General features: G+C 51.2%; 12 protein-coding genes and 6 pseudogenes. 11 read left to right on the top strand and 7 right to left on the bottom strand.

Features of this window, described 5'->3' with window-relative positions:
- Nucleotides 1–57: 57 nt before the first annotated feature.
- Nucleotides 58–732, top strand: a complete 675-nt coding sequence (locus AQ981_RS12655) for an SDR family oxidoreductase (RefSeq protein WP_082683194.1) — start codon at nt 58–60, stop codon at nt 730–732.
- A 44-nt stretch (nt 733–776) separates the two neighbouring features.
- On the opposite strand, the pseudogene AQ981_RS12650 reads toward AQ981_RS12655, so the two are convergent.
- Nucleotides 777–1346: pseudogene (locus AQ981_RS12650) on the bottom strand (zinc-binding dehydrogenase); the annotation flags it as partial.
- Nucleotides 1347–1379: 33 nt separating this feature from the next.
- Here AQ981_RS12650 and AQ981_RS26105 point away from each other — a divergent pair.
- Nucleotides 1380–1970 (top strand): formylglycine-generating enzyme family protein, encoded by a 591-nt coding sequence (locus AQ981_RS26105; protein WP_338031298.1) that lies wholly within the window; start codon nt 1380–1382, stop codon nt 1968–1970.
- Nucleotides 1971–2097: 127 nt separating this feature from the next.
- Entirely contained in the window at nt 2098–2331 is a 234-nt protein-coding gene (locus AQ981_RS12640; RefSeq protein ID WP_058912104.1) for a hypothetical protein, read from the top strand.
- A gap of 19 nt (nt 2332–2350) precedes the next feature.
- On the opposite strand, the gene AQ981_RS12635 is transcribed toward AQ981_RS12640, so the two are convergent.
- The 3 genes from AQ981_RS12635 to AQ981_RS26100 all read right to left on the bottom strand — a co-directional run bounded on the left by AQ981_RS12635 (nt 2351) and on the right by AQ981_RS26100 (nt 11524).
- Nucleotides 2351–10933: a GH36-type glycosyl hydrolase domain-containing protein gene (locus AQ981_RS12635; RefSeq protein ID WP_058912103.1), complete on the bottom strand. Its 8583-nt coding sequence runs from the start codon at nt 10931–10933 to the stop codon at nt 2351–2353.
- Nucleotides 10934–11090: 157 nt separating this feature from the next.
- Nucleotides 11091–11255, bottom strand: coding sequence for a YnfU family zinc-binding protein (locus AQ981_RS28130; protein ID WP_275935301.1), 165 nt, complete (start codon nt 11253–11255; stop codon nt 11091–11093).
- Nucleotides 11256–11329: 74 nt separating this feature from the next.
- Nucleotides 11330–11524, bottom strand: a complete 195-nt coding sequence (locus AQ981_RS26100) for a cold shock domain-containing protein (RefSeq protein WP_071608894.1) — start codon at nt 11522–11524, stop codon at nt 11330–11332.
- Nucleotides 11525–11530: 6 nt separating this feature from the next.
- Here AQ981_RS26100 and AQ981_RS28125 point away from each other — a divergent pair.
- From AQ981_RS28125 to AQ981_RS26095, 4 genes and pseudogenes are all read left to right on the top strand, one after another.
- Nucleotides 11531–12314: pseudogene (locus tag AQ981_RS28125) on the top strand (IS3 family transposase); the annotation flags it as partial.
- Nucleotides 12315–12620: 306 nt separating this feature from the next.
- Nucleotides 12621–12833: a cold shock domain-containing protein gene (locus AQ981_RS12625; RefSeq protein ID WP_058912102.1), complete on the top strand. Its 213-nt coding sequence runs from the start codon at nt 12621–12623 to the stop codon at nt 12831–12833.
- Nucleotides 12834–12840: 7 nt separating this feature from the next.
- Nucleotides 12841–12993: a cold shock small protein YmcF gene (gene ymcF / locus AQ981_RS28120; protein WP_249226314.1), complete on the top strand. Its 153-nt coding sequence runs from the start codon at nt 12841–12843 to the stop codon at nt 12991–12993.
- A 153-nt stretch (nt 12994–13146) separates the two neighbouring features.
- Nucleotides 13147–13380, top strand: a complete 234-nt coding sequence (locus AQ981_RS26095; RefSeq protein WP_071608892.1) for a hypothetical protein — start codon at nt 13147–13149, stop codon at nt 13378–13380.
- A 150-nt stretch (nt 13381–13530) separates the two neighbouring features.
- On the opposite strand, the pseudogene AQ981_RS12620 reads toward AQ981_RS26095, so the two are convergent.
- Nucleotides 13531–13841, bottom strand: a pseudogene (locus AQ981_RS12620) (PIN domain-containing protein); the annotation flags it as partial.
- 22 nt (nt 13842–13863) lie between these two features.
- A pseudogene (locus tag AQ981_RS28530) lies at nt 13864–13980 on the bottom strand (type II toxin-antitoxin system VapB family antitoxin); the annotation flags it as partial.
- Between the two features lie 112 nt (nt 13981–14092).
- On the opposite strand from AQ981_RS28530, the gene AQ981_RS12615 reads away from it, so the two are divergent.
- From AQ981_RS12615 to AQ981_RS26090, 3 genes and pseudogenes are all read left to right on the top strand, one after another.
- Entirely contained in the window at nt 14093–14353 is a 261-nt protein-coding gene (locus AQ981_RS12615; protein ID WP_058912101.1) for a type II toxin-antitoxin system ParD family antitoxin, read from the top strand.
- Entirely contained in the window at nt 14340–14636 is a 297-nt protein-coding gene (locus AQ981_RS12610; RefSeq protein WP_058912100.1) for a type II toxin-antitoxin system RelE/ParE family toxin, read from the top strand. Before AQ981_RS12615 ends, AQ981_RS12610 begins: the two co-directional genes overlap by 14 nt.
- A gap of 238 nt (nt 14637–14874) precedes the next feature.
- Nucleotides 14875–15075: pseudogene (locus AQ981_RS26090) on the top strand (hypothetical protein); the annotation flags it as partial.
- A 56-nt stretch (nt 15076–15131) separates the two neighbouring features.
- Here AQ981_RS26090 and AQ981_RS12605 read toward each other — a convergent pair.
- Nucleotides 15132–16336 (bottom strand): IS3 family transposase gene (locus tag AQ981_RS12605; protein WP_121500658.1). Its coding sequence is split into 2 segments (ribosomal slippage): nt 15132–16018 and nt 16018–16336, totalling 1206 coding nucleotides; the frame shifts between segments, so codons are not numbered across the junction.
- A 90-nt stretch (nt 16337–16426) separates the two neighbouring features.
- Between AQ981_RS12605 and AQ981_RS12595 the strand changes: the two are divergent.
- Nucleotides 16427–16771 (top strand): annotated as a pseudogene (locus AQ981_RS12595) (transposase domain-containing protein); the annotation flags it as partial.

Below are 16771 nucleotides of genomic sequence, written 5' to 3'. Positions count from 1 at the left end.
AACACCACGGCTTCCCGCTTCTGGCCTGTCGTCAGTACTTTCGCCAACCTAAAGCTCTTGTCCGCTCCCAGCAAAATGCTTCCACAGGGAGTTGAGATTATTTATGGAGATGTCTCTGTCTCGGAAACATTGACAGGCATTGGTGATGATATTGATGCCGTTATTTTCACTTTGGGGTCCAATGGTTTAGGCCGCATTGGTGCTCGGGCAGTTGACTACGGCGGGGTAAGAAATATTCTGCAACAACTGAAGCATCGGCCAGTCAGAGTCGTGCTGATGACCGCTATCGGCGTGACAGAAAGAGAAGATTCGTATAACCGCCAGACGGAAGCGCATGACTGGAAGCGACGAGCGGAACGGCTGATTCGCGCCAGCGGTCATCCCTATACCATCGTCAGGCCCGGTTGGTTTGATTACAACAAACCTAATGAACAAAAAATCGTCATGCTACAGGGAGACAGACGTCACTCAGGCACACCGGCTGATGGCGTTATTTCCCGTAAACAAATTGCCCGGGTACTGGTTTGCGCATTAACGGACGACGACGCTAAGAATAAAACGCTGGAACTGATTGCCGAGCATGGCAAAGAGCAGCAGAGCCTCACCCCGCTTTTCTCAGCCCTGCAACAGGACAGCGCAGGTAAAAACGATGGTATTCAGGATATAAACAATATGCCCCAGGACTCAGAGCCTGAATGCGTTATTCATGATCTTAACGCTATGACGCAATAACCGATGCAACATAAAAAGGCGGTATATTCTACCGCCTTTTTTCATCACGCCTTCAGAGAAGCCATATCAATAACGAACCGATATTTAACATCATTTTTTAGCATTCGCTGCCAGGCCATATTAATATCCTGAATATTGATTAATTCAATATCAGAAGCGATCTGATGCTCCGCACAAAAATCGATCATTTCCTGTGTCTCCGCAATCCCACCGATGACTGAACCGGCCACTAATTTTCGTCCTAAAATTAGCGGTGCGCTGTTCAGCATCAGATTCAAATCCCCCTGATACCCAACGAGTACCAGTGTTCCACTCAGCGCCAGCGTCGGAAGATAGGGATTCAGGTCATGAACATAAGGCACTGTATCGATAATCAAATTAAACTGATTACGCGCATCCTGCATCTGTTTTTCATCGGTTGAAATAACAATATGCGTGGCCCCCAGATGGCGGGCATCGGCCTCTTTATTTGGAGAACGACTAAATAACGTGACTTCAGCGCCCAGCGCCTTGGCCAATTTAATCGCCATATGCCCCAGGCCACCTAACCCAACGACCGCAACTTTGCTGCCCGGACCAACATTCCAGTGACGAAGCGGTGACCAGGTGGTGATGGGAATGCGTTTTGTCACAATACCGGCAGGGCAATTTCTGATGGGTTCATCGGACATAACGGCCGACAGCCGGGAGAAACCACAACATTCAGTGATATTTTCTCACGATTTTTTATGGGGCAATTTGAGGTCACACAGGCAGACTGGTTGGCTGTGATGGGGGAAAAACCTTATGTGCGCGATCGCTCCAATCCCTACTATCTACTTCCTGGTATGACAGAGCGCATTACGCACCCGGATCATCCCGCGACGGTATCCTGGCAGGATGCAATGAAGTTTATTGAGAAACTTAATCAACGAGAAGGTACAACTGGTTATCGATTACTGACAGAAGCTGAATGGGAATATGCAGCACGAGCGGGTAGTACAACACGTTATTTTTTTGGCGATGACGCCTCTGCGTTAGATAATTATGCCTGGTATGGAGAAAATTTTGTTTCTGGTGGTACACATCCCGTTGGTATGAAAAAACCGAATCCATGGGGATTGTATGATATTTACGGTAATGCCTGGGAATGGGTCAGCGATTATTACAGTACCCGCTACTATCTCAAAGCACAGAACACGATCCGCAAGGCCCGATGGTGGTACAGAACGTGTCGTGCGTGGCGGCAGCTGGCATAGCGCATGGCGAAAACCCTACCCCGAGGATTATCGTGGGATAAGTATTGGATTCAGAGTGGTTTACACCGGCTTACCATAAATTGAACGTCCGATTTATGATACACTACCCTTCCGTGAGGAATTTATGATGAAATCAGAAGACACCCTTGACTGGTATCCGGCACAACTTCCGCCAGTGAAAGTTATTCTTGGCGAAGCCGTGCTGGCTGTGAGTAAACAGAGCCGACCGATTAATACCCGTACCTTGCTGGAATACCTTCAGGTCATGCAGGACAAACAAAAAAGGCGGGATGACAAAATCGCCATGCAGACTGCGATTGATGTTCTCAGGGATAATCAGCGCATTAACGGCAGACGTTAATGCACCTCCGGGATCAGTGTCAGGTCTGAATGATCTCAACCGTATGGTTTTGTCCATCATCCTTCAGCGGTATTCTGTCATCAGAGAGGAGAACACCATCCAGTGTCACTCGATATTTTGCATCGCCGCGTGAGATACTAATCTGATAATGGCTTTCGCCATACTGATAAGCAATAGAAAAAGACGGCCACTCATCCGGTAACCGGGCATGAACAGTAAAGTCAGCGCCGGTGCGTTTTATCCCCAGTAATTCCTCGGTAAGTAAACGCCACGCCCAGCCTGCAGAACCGGTATACCAGCTCCATCCTGCACGTCCGGTATGGGGAGCGACGCTGTAGACATCAGCACTCATGACATAAGGCTCAGCTTTATAAATCCCGGCAGAGCCCGCATTCAGGGTATGATTTATAGGGTTGAGCATTGACCAGAGTTGCCAGGCACGTTCGGCATTCCCCATCCGGGTAAATGCCATCACGGCCCAGATGGCGCCATGCGTATACTGCCCTCCGTTTTCCCGCACACCGGGCAGGTACCCCTGTATGTAACCTGGATTTGGACCGTGTCCATCGAAAGGAGGCGTTAACAGTTTAATCAGTCCCCTTTCGTTATCTACAAGGTGCTTATCCAGCGCCTGCATGGCCTTTGCACACCGCCCCGCGCTCGCGGCCCCGGACAATACAGACCAGCTTTGCGCAATCGCATCAATCCGGCAGTCCTGTGAGGTTTTCGATCCCAGGGGAGTACCATCGTCAAAATACCCGCGCCGGTACCATTCCCCATCCCAGGCGTGGGCTTCGAGATTACTTTGCAGGCGCAGAGCCTGTGAACGGCACATCGCGGCGACGCTTTCATCCAGCCTGCGCTCCGCCAGCGCTGCAAACCGCTGCAAAATGTCGTACAGGAAGAAGCCCAGCCAGACGCTTTCACCTTTGCCTTCGATACCCACCCGGTTCATCCCGTCATTCCAGTCACCAGCCCCCATCAGCGGCAGGCCATGCTCCCCGAAGCGAAGTCCATAGTGAATAGCTTTGACGCAGTGTAACCAGAGTGTCTCTTCGGTGCCGCTGATGACCGGCGTGTCATAGACAGACTCTTCACCAGGCTGAAGCGAGCGTCCCTCCAGATAAGGAATGCGTATTTCCAGTGCATCCATATCCCCCGTCGTTTCAACATAGTGGCAAACAGCAAGCGGCAGCCAAAGATAGTCATCGGAACAGCGGGTACGCACACCGTTGCCGTGTGGCGGGTGCCACCAGTGCTGCACATCCCCCTCGATAAACTGCCGTGATGCACAGAGTATTATCTGTTCACGCATCCGCTCCGGAGCAGCGTGGCTCAGAGCCAGCGTATCCTGCAGCTGATCGCGAAAACCAAATGCACCGCCAGACTGATAGTAGCCACTCCGGGCCATAAGACGGCAGGCGACCGTCTGATACAACAGCCAGCCATTAACCAGTAAATTTACGGACGTGTCGGGGGTGTTAACCACGATTTTATCGAGAACATTGTGCCAGTGATTATGAATCCGGTTCAGCTCCTGGCGGACTGTATCTTCGTTCATGTAACGGGCCAGCGTCTCATGAGCACAAACATCATTCTCCTCTGCGCCGAGGATAAAAATAAACGTCCTCTGGTCCCCGTCAATCAATGTAACCGCCGATTGCACCGCTCCGCAGGGATCCAGACCGGCCCCCGTCTTACCAGAAAGCTTTTGCAGTTTCATGGCCGAAGGGGCGTGAAGGGAACCATTACGGCCAATAAACTCCCGGCGATCCCCTGTCAGAGAACAGTCATTACCGCTGACGGCAAAAAATGCAGTTCGGCCGCCACCATTATCACCATAAAAGTTGTTCGCAAGCACCCCGCAGCCGCCGGGCGTTCTGGCCACATGTGTCACAATGTGAGGGGCTGAGCGCGTTCGTGTTTCTCCGAGCGTCCACTCTACATAGCCTGTGACGGAAAGTTGACGTGTCCGTCCCGAAGAGTTGCTGAGCGTCAGGAGCACCAGTTTAACCGGATCTTCTTCAGCAACCAGGACCGTCAACTCGCTGTCTATACCACTCTCACGATGGGCAAAAACGCTGTAGCCAAAACCATGGCGGGTCAGGTAATCACCGTGTCCGCGAACAGGTAAAGCCGTCGGCGACCAGCACTCCCCGCTCTCTTCATCGCGCAGGTAAAATGCCTCGCCGCTGCGATCGCTCACCGGATCGTTCTCCCACGGCGTCAACCGGTATTCATGGGCATTCTCATACCAGGTATAGGCCTGCCCTGCCTCTGAGATCACACAGCCAAAACGAGAATTTGCCAGTATGTTCGACCAGGGAGCCGGTGTAAGCGCATTTTCCCGAAGGACGATCTGATACTCCCGCCCATCCTGAGAAAATCCACCGTACCCATTGAAATGGCATAACTGACTGGTATCAGGGCTCCAGTCCGTATGTTGATTACGCTCGCGCACAGCACGCGGAATGAATGCCCTTGCCGGCGATTTCAGGGTATGAATACGCTGGTTAAGCTGCTCATTAATACCCCCTGCGCGGTCATCAAGATAAAGACAGGCCACGCTCATCAAAAGCAACTTATCCTCAGCGGAGAGATGCTCACCGTTCCGGACAAAAAGCCCGCCCTTTTTATCCAGCAGACTGGCTTCAGACCCGGCATAAATTAACTCCATAATCTGATTTTGTAATCCCTGCTGGTAGCCGCCGGGGCTGTTATTCAGGATGACCAAATCAACATCCAATCCTTTCTGTCGCCAGTAACGGTGTGCCTGAATCAGTTTGGTCACTGAGGCGATACTTTCTTCGCCGGTTATACTGAGCAGCACTATCGGCAGATCGCCTGAAATTGCCCAGCCCCACAGACCGGACTGACCACGCCGGTTGCGGCTGATCACCTGGCCTTCGGCGCGCAGCTCCTGGACAGGGTAAAGCACAGCGCTGGCGAGACGATTAAACAAAGTTGCATCATCTTCACTGGCATTCATCTGGCGTAATACCACCAGACTGTGAGACCAGGCCAGTTCAAAGACGCGATCGGCAATAGGGTAATCGCGATATTTTTCCAGCAACGCCAGGCTCTGCTGACGGGTCTCGCTGATACCATAAATGATATCAATCGTGACCGGTTGCCCCGGTTGTAGAGTGATGGAGTGACGTATTGCCAGTATCGGATCCAGCACTGACCCCGACGTGTTGCTGAGCGTCCCTCCCGTCTCTGTTGCCAGGGCATCAGCAGGGTTTCTGCCACGACCAAGAAATTTTGCCCTGTCCGTTTCAAACGAGACGTTATGTCGGTTATCGCCATGCACCACCATCATGTGAAACAGGCAGGGGCTCGCTTCATCCGGAGAGCGCGGGCGCCGGTGGCAAAGAATGGCGCCACGCTCAGGATCCAGCTCAGTCTGAATAAACAGATTGCTGAATGCAGGGTGTGCCAGATCGCTGGCATCAGGTGCCATTATCACTTCAGCATAGGTTGTCAGTTCCAGAGAGCGGGGCTGGCGACCACGATGGATCAGTGTGAGCCGTCGCAACTCAACATCATCCTCCGGGGAGATCACCACCTGAGTTTTGACGCTAAGTCCTCCGAAGGTGCGTCGGAATTCAGCCCCCGCATCGGTGAAGAAAACTTCCTCGTCTTGTCCGCTGGAGTTGCCTGTCGGTTGCCAGGTATTACTCCATACATCCCCCGTCTGTGTATCACGGATGTAGCAGAATGCTCCCCAGTTATCACGGGTGGTATCACTGCGCCAGCGTGTGATTGCAATATCGTTCCAGCGACTGTAACCACCGCCGCCCGCGGTCAACATCAGATGATAATGGCCGTTGGACAGGAGTTGAATATCAGGAGCTGGTGTATCCACGCTATAGAAAATACGGGGTTCATAGCGTACGGGTTTGACCCTGCCTTCATGAGATTCAAAATGACGGCGCGGACTGTACAGATCGACCGCATCCGGCACGCGCTCCTGTAACAGCAGGCTCGCTGACCGGAATACCGTACTGGACATGAATCGTTCAGTCATGGGGGCGTCAAGCAGCACATGAGCCAGTGCCTGAAATGCCATTCCCTGGTGATGCGCCATCCAGGACTGTACCACCGCATAGAGCTGGCCGGTTGCGAGGCGTGAGGGGGTATAGTCCAGCGCTTCATAAAAGCCGTATTCGCCGTGTGCGCCATTTTTTTGCAGCCTGAACAGGTTCTCACAGGCTCTCTGTGGAGAAACCATCAGCGCCAGCATTGTGGCGTAAGGTGCGACAACCATGTCATCGGCAAGCCCCCTGCGCAGACCAAGACCCGGTACGCCAAATGCCTGATACTGATAATTATGCTGAACATCAAAAGCATGATAGCCAGACTCTGAAACACCCCATGGTACCCCGCGTTCTTTCCCCCAGTGAATCTGGCGCACAACCGCCGACTGACTCATTTCATCGAGCAGGCTGCCGGGCCAGGTGGGCATCACCAGATTCGGCATCAGGTATTCAAACATGGACCCGCTCCATGACATCAGGGCAGTTTCATTATCAATCGTTGTAAACAGTCGACCCAGCGCGTACCAGCTTTTAAGAGGTAGCTGATTAGTCGCAATGGCAAGAAAACTGGTCAGGCGGATTTCAGACGGCAGGAGATCGTAGTGGCTCTTGTCAGGCGTATTCGTGTCACAGTTATAACCGATACTGAGCAGACTGGTTGCTTCGCTGTACAAAAAGGCGAAATCCATCCGGGCATGCTCATCCAGCCGCTGTTCAAGTTCGGTGATAATATTGAGTCGCATTCGGGCCTGCTCCGTCGCTGACGCCGGTGATGTTCCTGTACCGGTTAATGTCGGACGGGCAAGCTCGCTCAGCGTCGGCAGCGTCTGTTCGTTCCACGATACAGGTAACCAGCCAAGCAATAACGACCACTCATGGCAGAACTGAACCAGTTGATTCTCCAGATGTCCTGCCCAGCGAATCTGAAGGGGTGACCCCTGATGACATAACGTGGACAGATGGTTGCACTGGATGCTCATATTTTTCAGTTCACTGAAAAATGCCTGTGGAGAGAGTGACACCGCGCTCAGGCAGTGTTTGCGCAGCAGTCGCAGGCTGTCAGGTGGGTTCTGACCCCACTGTTTTTCCAGAATATCCAGCGTATCGTTCAGTCCTGCCAGTATCTGTTGGCTGTTTAAAACAGGCTGATGACGCATGGCAGACAGCCCTGCACGCAGCGTCAACAAATGCCCGGCCATATTGCCGCTGTCGACACTGGAGATATAGCGTGGACTGAGGGGGACCAGCGTACGGGTGTCATACCAGTTGTAGAGATGGCCCCGGTAGTGCTCCATTTGATCCATCGTGTCGAGCGTGAGCGACACGCGCCGGAGCACCTCTCCGCCAGGCAGGTAGCCAAAGTCCCATGCCGTCAGGTTAGCCATAAGTGAAAGACCAATATTGGTAGGAGAAGTTCGGTGTGCCACCGTCGGTTGTGGTATTTCCTGATAATTATCAGGCGGAAGCCAGTTCTCTTTTGCTGTGGCAAATGTTTCAAAAAAAGCCCAGATTTCACGGCTTGTCTGGCGTAACAGCTGTTTTTGTTCCTGATTAGGCGAAAAAACCTTACGCACGGGCTGGCGACTCAGCCAGCTCATCAGCAGCGGTGCCACACACCATACCAAACCGATCGGTAACGCAATCCCCAGCAGCTGTGGAGCAAATTGTCCGGTCAGTATTGTCAGCGCCACGCCACCGGCAACGTTCAGCCACATCGCCTGATAAAAACGTGCAACAGTGGGTCTGGCCTGACTGCTGTCCTGGCTGTGGCTGACCCACTGGCTGAGGTGACGCCTGCTTATCCCCAGTCGCCATAGCGTCACGGCGATCGCTTTCAGCGAATATCCGGCTTCGTGCGGCAGTATCGCAAAATTAAGGCTGATACCTGACAGACGCTTTAGCGCGCCCGCCCCCACCAGTAACAGATGCGGCTTCACGCGGCGACGCAGAGGTTTATGCAGAAGGTCATGGCTAATGCAGAGGATAGCTGGCAACAGCCATATCAGCAACAGTATGCCCAGCCAGTAAACCGGATTGGGTACCCAAAGCAGAGCGAAGAACAGCAATATCAGTAAGGAGGGGGCGACCAGACTGCGACGTAGATTATCGAGTAATTTCCAGTAAGAAAGCGCGGTCAGCGGATTCCTGACCCGGGTTCCATCGGCTTTTCTGACGCGTGGTTTTAGCCAGTTAAGCAGTTGCCAGTCACCCCGGATCCAGCGTGAACGTCGTGCAACATCCGACAGATAATTATTAGGGTACTGTTCGTACAGTAACACCTCGCTCAGCAGACCCGAACGTGCATAGCATCCTTCAAGCAGATCGTGGCTGAGTACCAGATTTTCCGGGCAGATGTTCGTAGTGGCCTGCATAAAAATATCAACATCGTAAATCCCTTTGCCCACAAACGAGCCTTCCCCAAAGAGATCCTGATAAATATCCGAAGACATCATCGAATAAGGGTTATTGCCCGGTACGCTGCTGCGCAGGGCTGCGTAACGCCCCTGACCGTTGCGTGGTATCTCCTCCGCAAGACCGGGCTGTAAAATACCGAATCCTTTGACAACCCTCTGGCGTACCGGATCATACTCAGGCGTATTCAGCGGATGCGCCATCGTCGCGACGAGTTTGTGTGCCGTATCGCGCGGGAGCACCGTATCGCTGTCCAGGGTAATGACGTATTTTATGTGACCCGGTAAAAGGTGGGCAGGCATCTCTGCAACGCTGACGAATTGCGTTCCGGGATGGCGCAACCAGCTGTTCAGTAACGCCAGTTTTCCCCGCTTGCGTTCATAGCCCATCCACGCTCCTTCCGAGGGGTTCCATTCAGGCTGGCGATGTAACAGATAAAAACGTGGTCGGCCGGAGGGGTAGCGGCGATTAAGCGCCTGCGTATCGGCGATAGCCTGTCTGAGCAGCGCGTGACTTTCCGGCGAGGGTTCATTTTCAGAATCAGCAAAATCAGTGAGCAGCGCGAACCTGAGATTTTCGTTTTCATTCCCCAACCAGCAGACTTCAAGACTGGTGAGGAGCTGGCTGAAACTTTCGTGGCTGGTCAACATGCAGGGAATGACTAACATGGTGGCACTGTCAGCGGGAATACCGGCTGAAAAATCCATCCCCGGCAAGGGTCGAGGAACGCGAAAACGGGTGGTTGCATCACTGAGCAAATCGCTCATTAACTGAGTTAATGCGATAATCAGAGGTAATATCACCGCGATCAATAGCCAGTCTGCGCCCTGCATGGCGGTTTCGTGCAATATTGCTGCGGTCGCTGCGGTTGTCAGCAACGCCAGGCTTCCAAGCCATGACAGCAGGGTTATTCTGTTGAAACTGTGCCGCAAGCGTATGAGCCTTGAGGCGTCTGCCAGGAGATGAATATCCAGCGCCTGTCGACCTTCGCCCGCAAGATAATAACCAACATGATGTTCCGGTGTATTGGGCGCTTTTTCCTCTGAAAGCGCCAGCACCTTCTCAGCAACCTCAGGCTCGCTGAGACCGCTGTCCCTGGCCAGAACCTCAACTACGTGCCGGTAATGATCCCGGGTATTGAAGTGCATCCGGGGATAGATGCCGGCAGGATCATTGCGTAATGCCTGTTCGACAACGCTTATCGTTTCGGCGAAATCAGCCCAGTCCGTTTCACTCAATAAACGCAGGCCCGCGATGCTGTTACTGACGGACAGCTGGCTGGCGGCAAGCTGCTGATTGAAACTATGTATGAGAACGTCAGTGGTGATCCCCTGTTCCCGAAGGCACTGATCAACCCAGGTCAGAGGTAACGACAGCGCGTTGCCATGCCCCTGCAGGCGCCGCACCAGCTCTGCGACAAACGCACTGGTTAACGGAGGTCGGGAGCGCGCCATATCGGCAACCACCATGATTAAATCACCAGGCGCACTCTCTGCGCATTCGACAATCCTTGTTATCCACGTATCAGCAAGGTTTCTGTCCTGCTGCGCTTTTATCACTTCCATACTGATACGACGAAGATTTTCAATCAGCGCAAGGCGCAGCATTCCCGGTAACGCCCAGACTTCACCCAGCGTCAGCGGCGTCACCTGTTGATAGGCAGTGAGATAGCTGGTCAGGCTGGCGGCATCCCAGCGGCCATCGCCGTGAGCAATGGCCTCTGATGCAATATGATAAATTCGTGGGCAATTCAACGGCGATACCAGCGACGGAAGACCTTTGCCAAAGCTTTTCGGCAAGTGCTGGCGGACGGTGCGGATTTGTTCCTCAATAAGATAATAATTGTCCAGCAACCATTCACCGGCGGGCATGATACTGGTCTTTTTACCCGCGTTAAGCTCATAGCAATTTTGGGTGATGACGTCCTCATTGTCACCAAGCCTTTTCAGAAGATAATAAGGATGTTTATCCGGCGATACTTTATGAGTCCGCGCCAGCTTCTGACCGTAGCGTTCCATCTGGACGGTCGAAAAGAGTTCTGACCGCGAATTATTTTCACCGACAGGATCGTTCGCCGAAAACGTAACATTTTCGGAGGTATTCGTAGGAGTACGGGAGCGGTTAAACCACGCTCTGGGGTTTATTTTCATAGCGTTGCTCTGATGCGACGTTAGCGCGCAGGAGCAGTTGCGAAATCAGTTCAGAAACGTTCTCTCAGGATGGGCGTAAGGCATCAGGGATTTAACAGCTGCTGGAATTTAACTTAAGTATAGAATATGGGCTTTATCTGCGGTTTATCGGTCGGAACTAGCGTCGGGAGATAAACAGGTTCTTACACCCGGGGCAAAGTAAGGCTTGATTGCGACGGATTTTTGACACCGATTGAACTGATTTTAAGCCACAATCAGGGCAGGCAACAATGGCGGTAGACACACCACTGAAGAGTCTCATTGCGTAATCGATAATGGACATAATCATTAACCTTTCAATGAATGAGCTTCACCGTATCACATATGGACAAGTTTTAATCTATTTATTTTGATGCACTAAAATTCAGGATAGATGTTAGCAGCCACAGTCCCCCTGATACCGTTGATCCGACAAAATTCAATATAGCTTCCTGGGATGAGTAATTCTGATTCGCGGAAGTGAATGACTGAAATGTGAAGCAGAACGTCTTTTCGGCCATCTGAAAGGATGATGAGACTTTTAACACTGAGAGTGTCAACGCTTTTGACAATTTTGCGCTACGGATAATCCGCAGTTCGTTCCGGTACTGCTCCGTTGCTGCAGATGACAGTGCGCTGCGCCTGCGAATCAGGGAGATCACCGAAACCCGGGTCCATTATGGCTACCGCAGGGTGCACGTCATGCTGAAACGGGAGAGCTGGCGGGATAATCATAAACACATTTACCGTCTCTACCGCGAACAGGGACTGTCCTTGCGTCTCAAAAGACCGCATCGCAAAAAATCAGCACAACGCCGCCAGCCGCAGCTTCAGGGGGCTGTATCTGAACCATGTCTGGGGCATGGATTTTGTCTCTGATGCCCTGTTCGACGCCCGCCGGTTGCGTCTGTTGACGGTGATTGACCTGTATACCCGTGAATGTCCGGGGCTCTGTGTCGGGCAGAATCTGCGTTCAACGGAAGTCGCGGAAATACTGAACAGCATCGCGCTCAGGCGTCCGCTTCCCCGGTTGCTGAAAGCGGACAATAGCGCTGAATTTGCAGGGAAAATGTTGGGTAAGTGGGTGTATAAACGAGGGATCCGTATTGATTTTTCCCGGCCGGGAACACCAACGGATAATGCCACAGTGGAGTCATTCAATGGCAGATTACGCCAGGAGTGCCTGAACGAGAACTGGTTCATGTCGCTGGAGGATGCACGGTGCAAAATCGAGGCGTGGCGCATACACTATAATCAGAGGCGTCCCCATTCTGCACTGGGCTGGATGACGCCATCCGAATTCGCTGAGAAGTCTGCCGGTTGCCAGAATATGCAGCCAACATGTGAAGCCGGTTATTCCTGATTATGACTGGATCAAATTAGGGGTCAGGGTCAATCAGATTAGTACACATGCTTATCTTATGTAATATAATTATATTAATTGCAAACTCCTAACGTCAGGAATTGTAAATAGTAAAATAAACCTTGTGCTAGCAAGGTTGCCATGCGTTACTGGTCTTGTGGATTTGATCAACAGATTAAATAGTGAAGTGATTTTTTTAAACGGTGAATCTTCGTGATTTTACCTATTTAATTTAACCTTATTTTAATACACCAATTTATATCTGTGATTAAATTATTTTCTCGAATGGTTAATCCAGGTGATAAAATGTTAACTAAGAATACTGGCATAGTAAAATGGTTCAATGAGGGTAAAGGATTTGGGTTTATTACACCAGATGATGGTAGCGGTGATGTATTCGTGCATTTTACCGCAATTCAGAGTGATGGATTTAAAACCCTCGATGAGGGACAGAAGGTCGCATTCTTTATAGAACCAAATAAAAAGGGGCCATCAGCATCTCATGTGGTGACTCTTTGAGGACACAATAAATATTCTAAATTTATATTTTAAATGTCCTGGTTGTTGTGGTTCTCAATATCGGGTATCGCTATTCGATACTTCTGAGAGAAACCCTTACGGTGCAATATGCATTTTTTGCAAGTCTGACATGGTTGTCAAAAAAATTATTAATCAATAGGAATTAATNAATAATAAATAATAAATAATAAATAATAAATAATAAATAATAAATAATAATTATGCCCATTTCTACCCTCGGAATGGGTAGCTTTTTATACTTTAAATGAAATAAAATACACATTCTTTATTGATATATAATTGCGAGGTTTGCATGAAAAAAGTAATAGTGTTTTTCAATTCTGAACCTAGTGTAATCGAAATTATGGCTGATGAGGCTACGAATATTCTTCGCAAGTATCCCAGTGGTGAAAGCATTGAGTTAAAAATTATGATTGCCAGAATATCATCTCTGACCGGTGATCATCAGTATTTTTCTGTAGCATCAGACAGACATCTTTTACTCGATGAGATTTTATATGCAATCAATAAATTATCCCTAAATTAACTGAGTAACTGATCTCCCCCCTGAAAACAGTGCCAGTCTAAACTGAAGTCTCCGGTCTTTCTTCCCGCTTACAGAGAGGCTTATTGCCATGAAAAAGACCCGTTATACCGAAGAACAGATTGCGTTTGCGCTGAAACAGGCCGAAACCGGCTCCCGCGTATTATTCGTCACCAGAATGGCGCCGGCCGCAATCGCATGCCTGGCAATCGCCGTGTCGTTAGGACACAATTGGTGTGCCGGCCAACCGCAGCGCGACCCCACGGTAGAGCGGCATTGAGACGGGCGCAGAACGCGTCAACCAGCTCAATGTGGCGGGCGGAGTCCTTTGGACCGGTGGCGCCAAAACGCACTTCGGCATAGGTGATTGCCTAGACCACAATACGGTGGTTACGCAGCACACGTTTAATCACTGCGGCGGGCTGCTCGCGCATGATGAACGAGCAGATACAGGTATCGAGCATGTAAATTTTTTCCCGGTTTTTTTCACAGGTCAAATCGTCCTTCGTCGCTGACAACGTCCTCGCGCTCTGTCATAAAGTCTGTATCACCTATGCTGGCGTCTCTCATTTTCACGGAAGATCCGAAAAAAGGTGAAGTCGGAGCTTCTGGTTTTGAGCGAGATGTCTTCTATGCAAATACCGGAGATTGAAGAAAGAGAGGAAGCTGATATACTGGTGTAAGAACAAATCTTACATTATGAACTGGAGACGATATGGCTCGTACGATGACGGTTGATGTTGGCGATGAACTGCGTGATTTTATAAATTCCCTCGTCAAGGCCGGGGATTATCGCACCCAGAGTGAGGTAATGCGCGACGCACTGCGTTTGTTGCGTGAGAAGCAGGCTGAATCCCGCCTGCAGGAATTACGCGATCTATTGGCCGAAGGGATTAGCAGCGGCGATGCAAAACCATGGAATAAGGATGCGTTCCTGAAAAATGTCAGAGCCAGGGCGGGAAATGAAAAAGATTGAGCTGACTCCAAAAGCGGAAGAAGATTTGGAGGCTATCTGGGACTACAGCTTTAGACAATTCGGGGTTGTCCTGGCGGATGAGTATATCGGCCGGATAGCTGCGGTGTTTGACGTGCTGGCCATGCACGAGATCGGAACGCAGCGTGCAGAACTTGGAGAGAATATCTTCTCACTGCCGGTTGAACAGCACATGATCTATTTTGTGTCTTCTCATTCGGTAGTCACAATCATCCGTATCCTCAGCCAGTCCCAGGACACAGCCAGGCATGAGCCCTGGAGATAAACAATAAAGCCAAGTTGAATTTTATTTTTTTCATTTTATATCAATGGGTTTTTCAAAGTTCGAGACTATAATTAAAATTATGTAATTGTCTGTTTTTGATATATTCACTCCAACAGGGAGACAGGCAAATTATGGATGAAAAGAAACTTAAGGCCCCTGGCCCTTGCGGCTGAACTGGCTAAGGGCCTTAAAACCGAAGCCGATCTCTATGTGTTTTCCCGCATACTGACGAAGTTAACGTAAAGTGTTCCCGACAAACGACTCAGTGCGAAAGGTCATTTATCTGGCAATCTGGGATGCTTCAAGGAAATGTAGTATGCCGATCCAGAACTGGCGGTTGGCGATGAGCCGTTTTATTACCGAGTTCGGTGACAGTTACACAGAATTAAGTACGAGCTCGCATTCTTATTTCTTGAGTCCTTCATCAATCAATGGATGATATTGATGCACAGGATTTCTGGATTTACCCCTATATATCCAGACGCGTTTTCTCTCTTATGGTTGCGATAACTTTCTGCGTATATATTCCCGTGGTGAGCGATACCCCAGCGCGCTGTGTGGATGATGTTCGTTGTAATGACTGAACGCCACCGCCAGATTCATCACCGCCGTCCCGCTGTCCGGTTTGGGCATGATGCTGATGTAATCCCGCTTTATCGTCTTCACGAAGCTTTCTGCTATACCGTTACTTTCCGGGCTCCTCACTGCTGTTGTGCATGGCTCAAGCCCCAACATACGAGCGAACGCCCGTGTTTCATGCGCCCTGTAAGCCGAACCATTATCCGTCAGCCATTCCAGCGGCTCTGACGGCAGACGCTGCCCGAAGCGTTTTTCCACCGCGCCCAGCATCACATCCTGCACGGTTTCTTTGTCATAGCCGCCCGTGCCCGCGGCCCAGTCGATGATCTCCCGGTCACAGCCGTCCTGGGCAAAGGTTACCCGCAACTTTTCGCCATTGTCACAGCGGAACTCAAAGCCATCTGAACACCAGCGCCGGTTGCTTTCAGCGACCGCCACGCGTCCTTTATGGGCCCGTTTTCGGTGGTTATCAGCAGGCTTACGTTCAAGAAGCAGATGGTGGGTGCTCATAACGCGGTACACCCGTTTCGCGTTCACAACAGGCTGCCCGTCCTGCTCTGACTCCCGTCGCAACAGTGCCCATACCCTGCGGTAACCGTATGTGGGCAGGTCGGCCACCGCCGCATTTATCCGGGACAACACCGCGGCATCGTCAAAACGGGATTGTCTTCTGCGATCCTGCCAGTCAGACTGCCGGTGAACCCTGATGCTCAGCTGCGCACGCGACACACCAATACTCCGGCTGACGTCGGCTATTCGTCGTCCCCGGGCAACAAGGGCGCATGCGCAATCCATTTTTTTGCCCGGCCGAACTCCACTGCCTCTTTAAGTATTTCAGCTTCCATCGTCTTTTTGCCCAGAAGGCGCTGAAGTTCGCGGATTTGCTTATTGGCAGCAGCAAGTTCAGATGCGGGAACGACCTCTTCGCCTGATGCCACGGCGGTCAGAGAGCCGTCTTCATACTGCCTGCGCCATTTGAAGATCTGGTTAGCATTGATGCCATGAAGACGGGCAACATGAGACACGGTCATGCCGGGCTCCATAGTCTGCTGAATAATGGCAATTTTTTCCTGCGGTGTACGACGGCGACGCCGCTCAGGTCCTGATAACACTTCAACCATCTTATTATTCTGACTGGTGTTAAACATAGGTCTAAGACTACCTCTTATTTTAAGAGAGGCGAAGTGTCTGGTGGTCTATGGGGCCAGTCTAACCATCTGCAGGCGCAACTGGATAAACTACGCCGGATGAACTTCGGCAGTCGTTCCGAAAAAGTCTCCCGCCGCATCGCACAGATGGAAGCTGACCTGAACCGGTTGCAGAAAGAAAGCGATACGCTGACCGGGCGGGTGGATGACCCGGCCGTGCAACGCCCGTTGCGTCAGACCCGCACCCGCAAACCGTTCCCCGAATCGCTCCCCCGTGACGAAAAACGACTGCTACCTGCGGAACCTTGCTGCCCGGACTGCGGTGGTGCGCTGAACTATCCGGGCGAAGATACCACCGAACAACTGGAGCTGATGCGCAGCGCCTTCCGGGTTATCCGCACGGTGCGG

The organism is Entomohabitans teleogrylli (genome assembly GCF_001484765.1).
Lineage (GTDB): Bacteria > Pseudomonadota > Gammaproteobacteria > Enterobacterales > Enterobacteriaceae > Entomohabitans > Entomohabitans teleogrylli.
The sequence above is the reverse complement of the archived record's forward strand: the minus strand, read 5'-3'. Positions and strand labels throughout refer to the sequence as shown.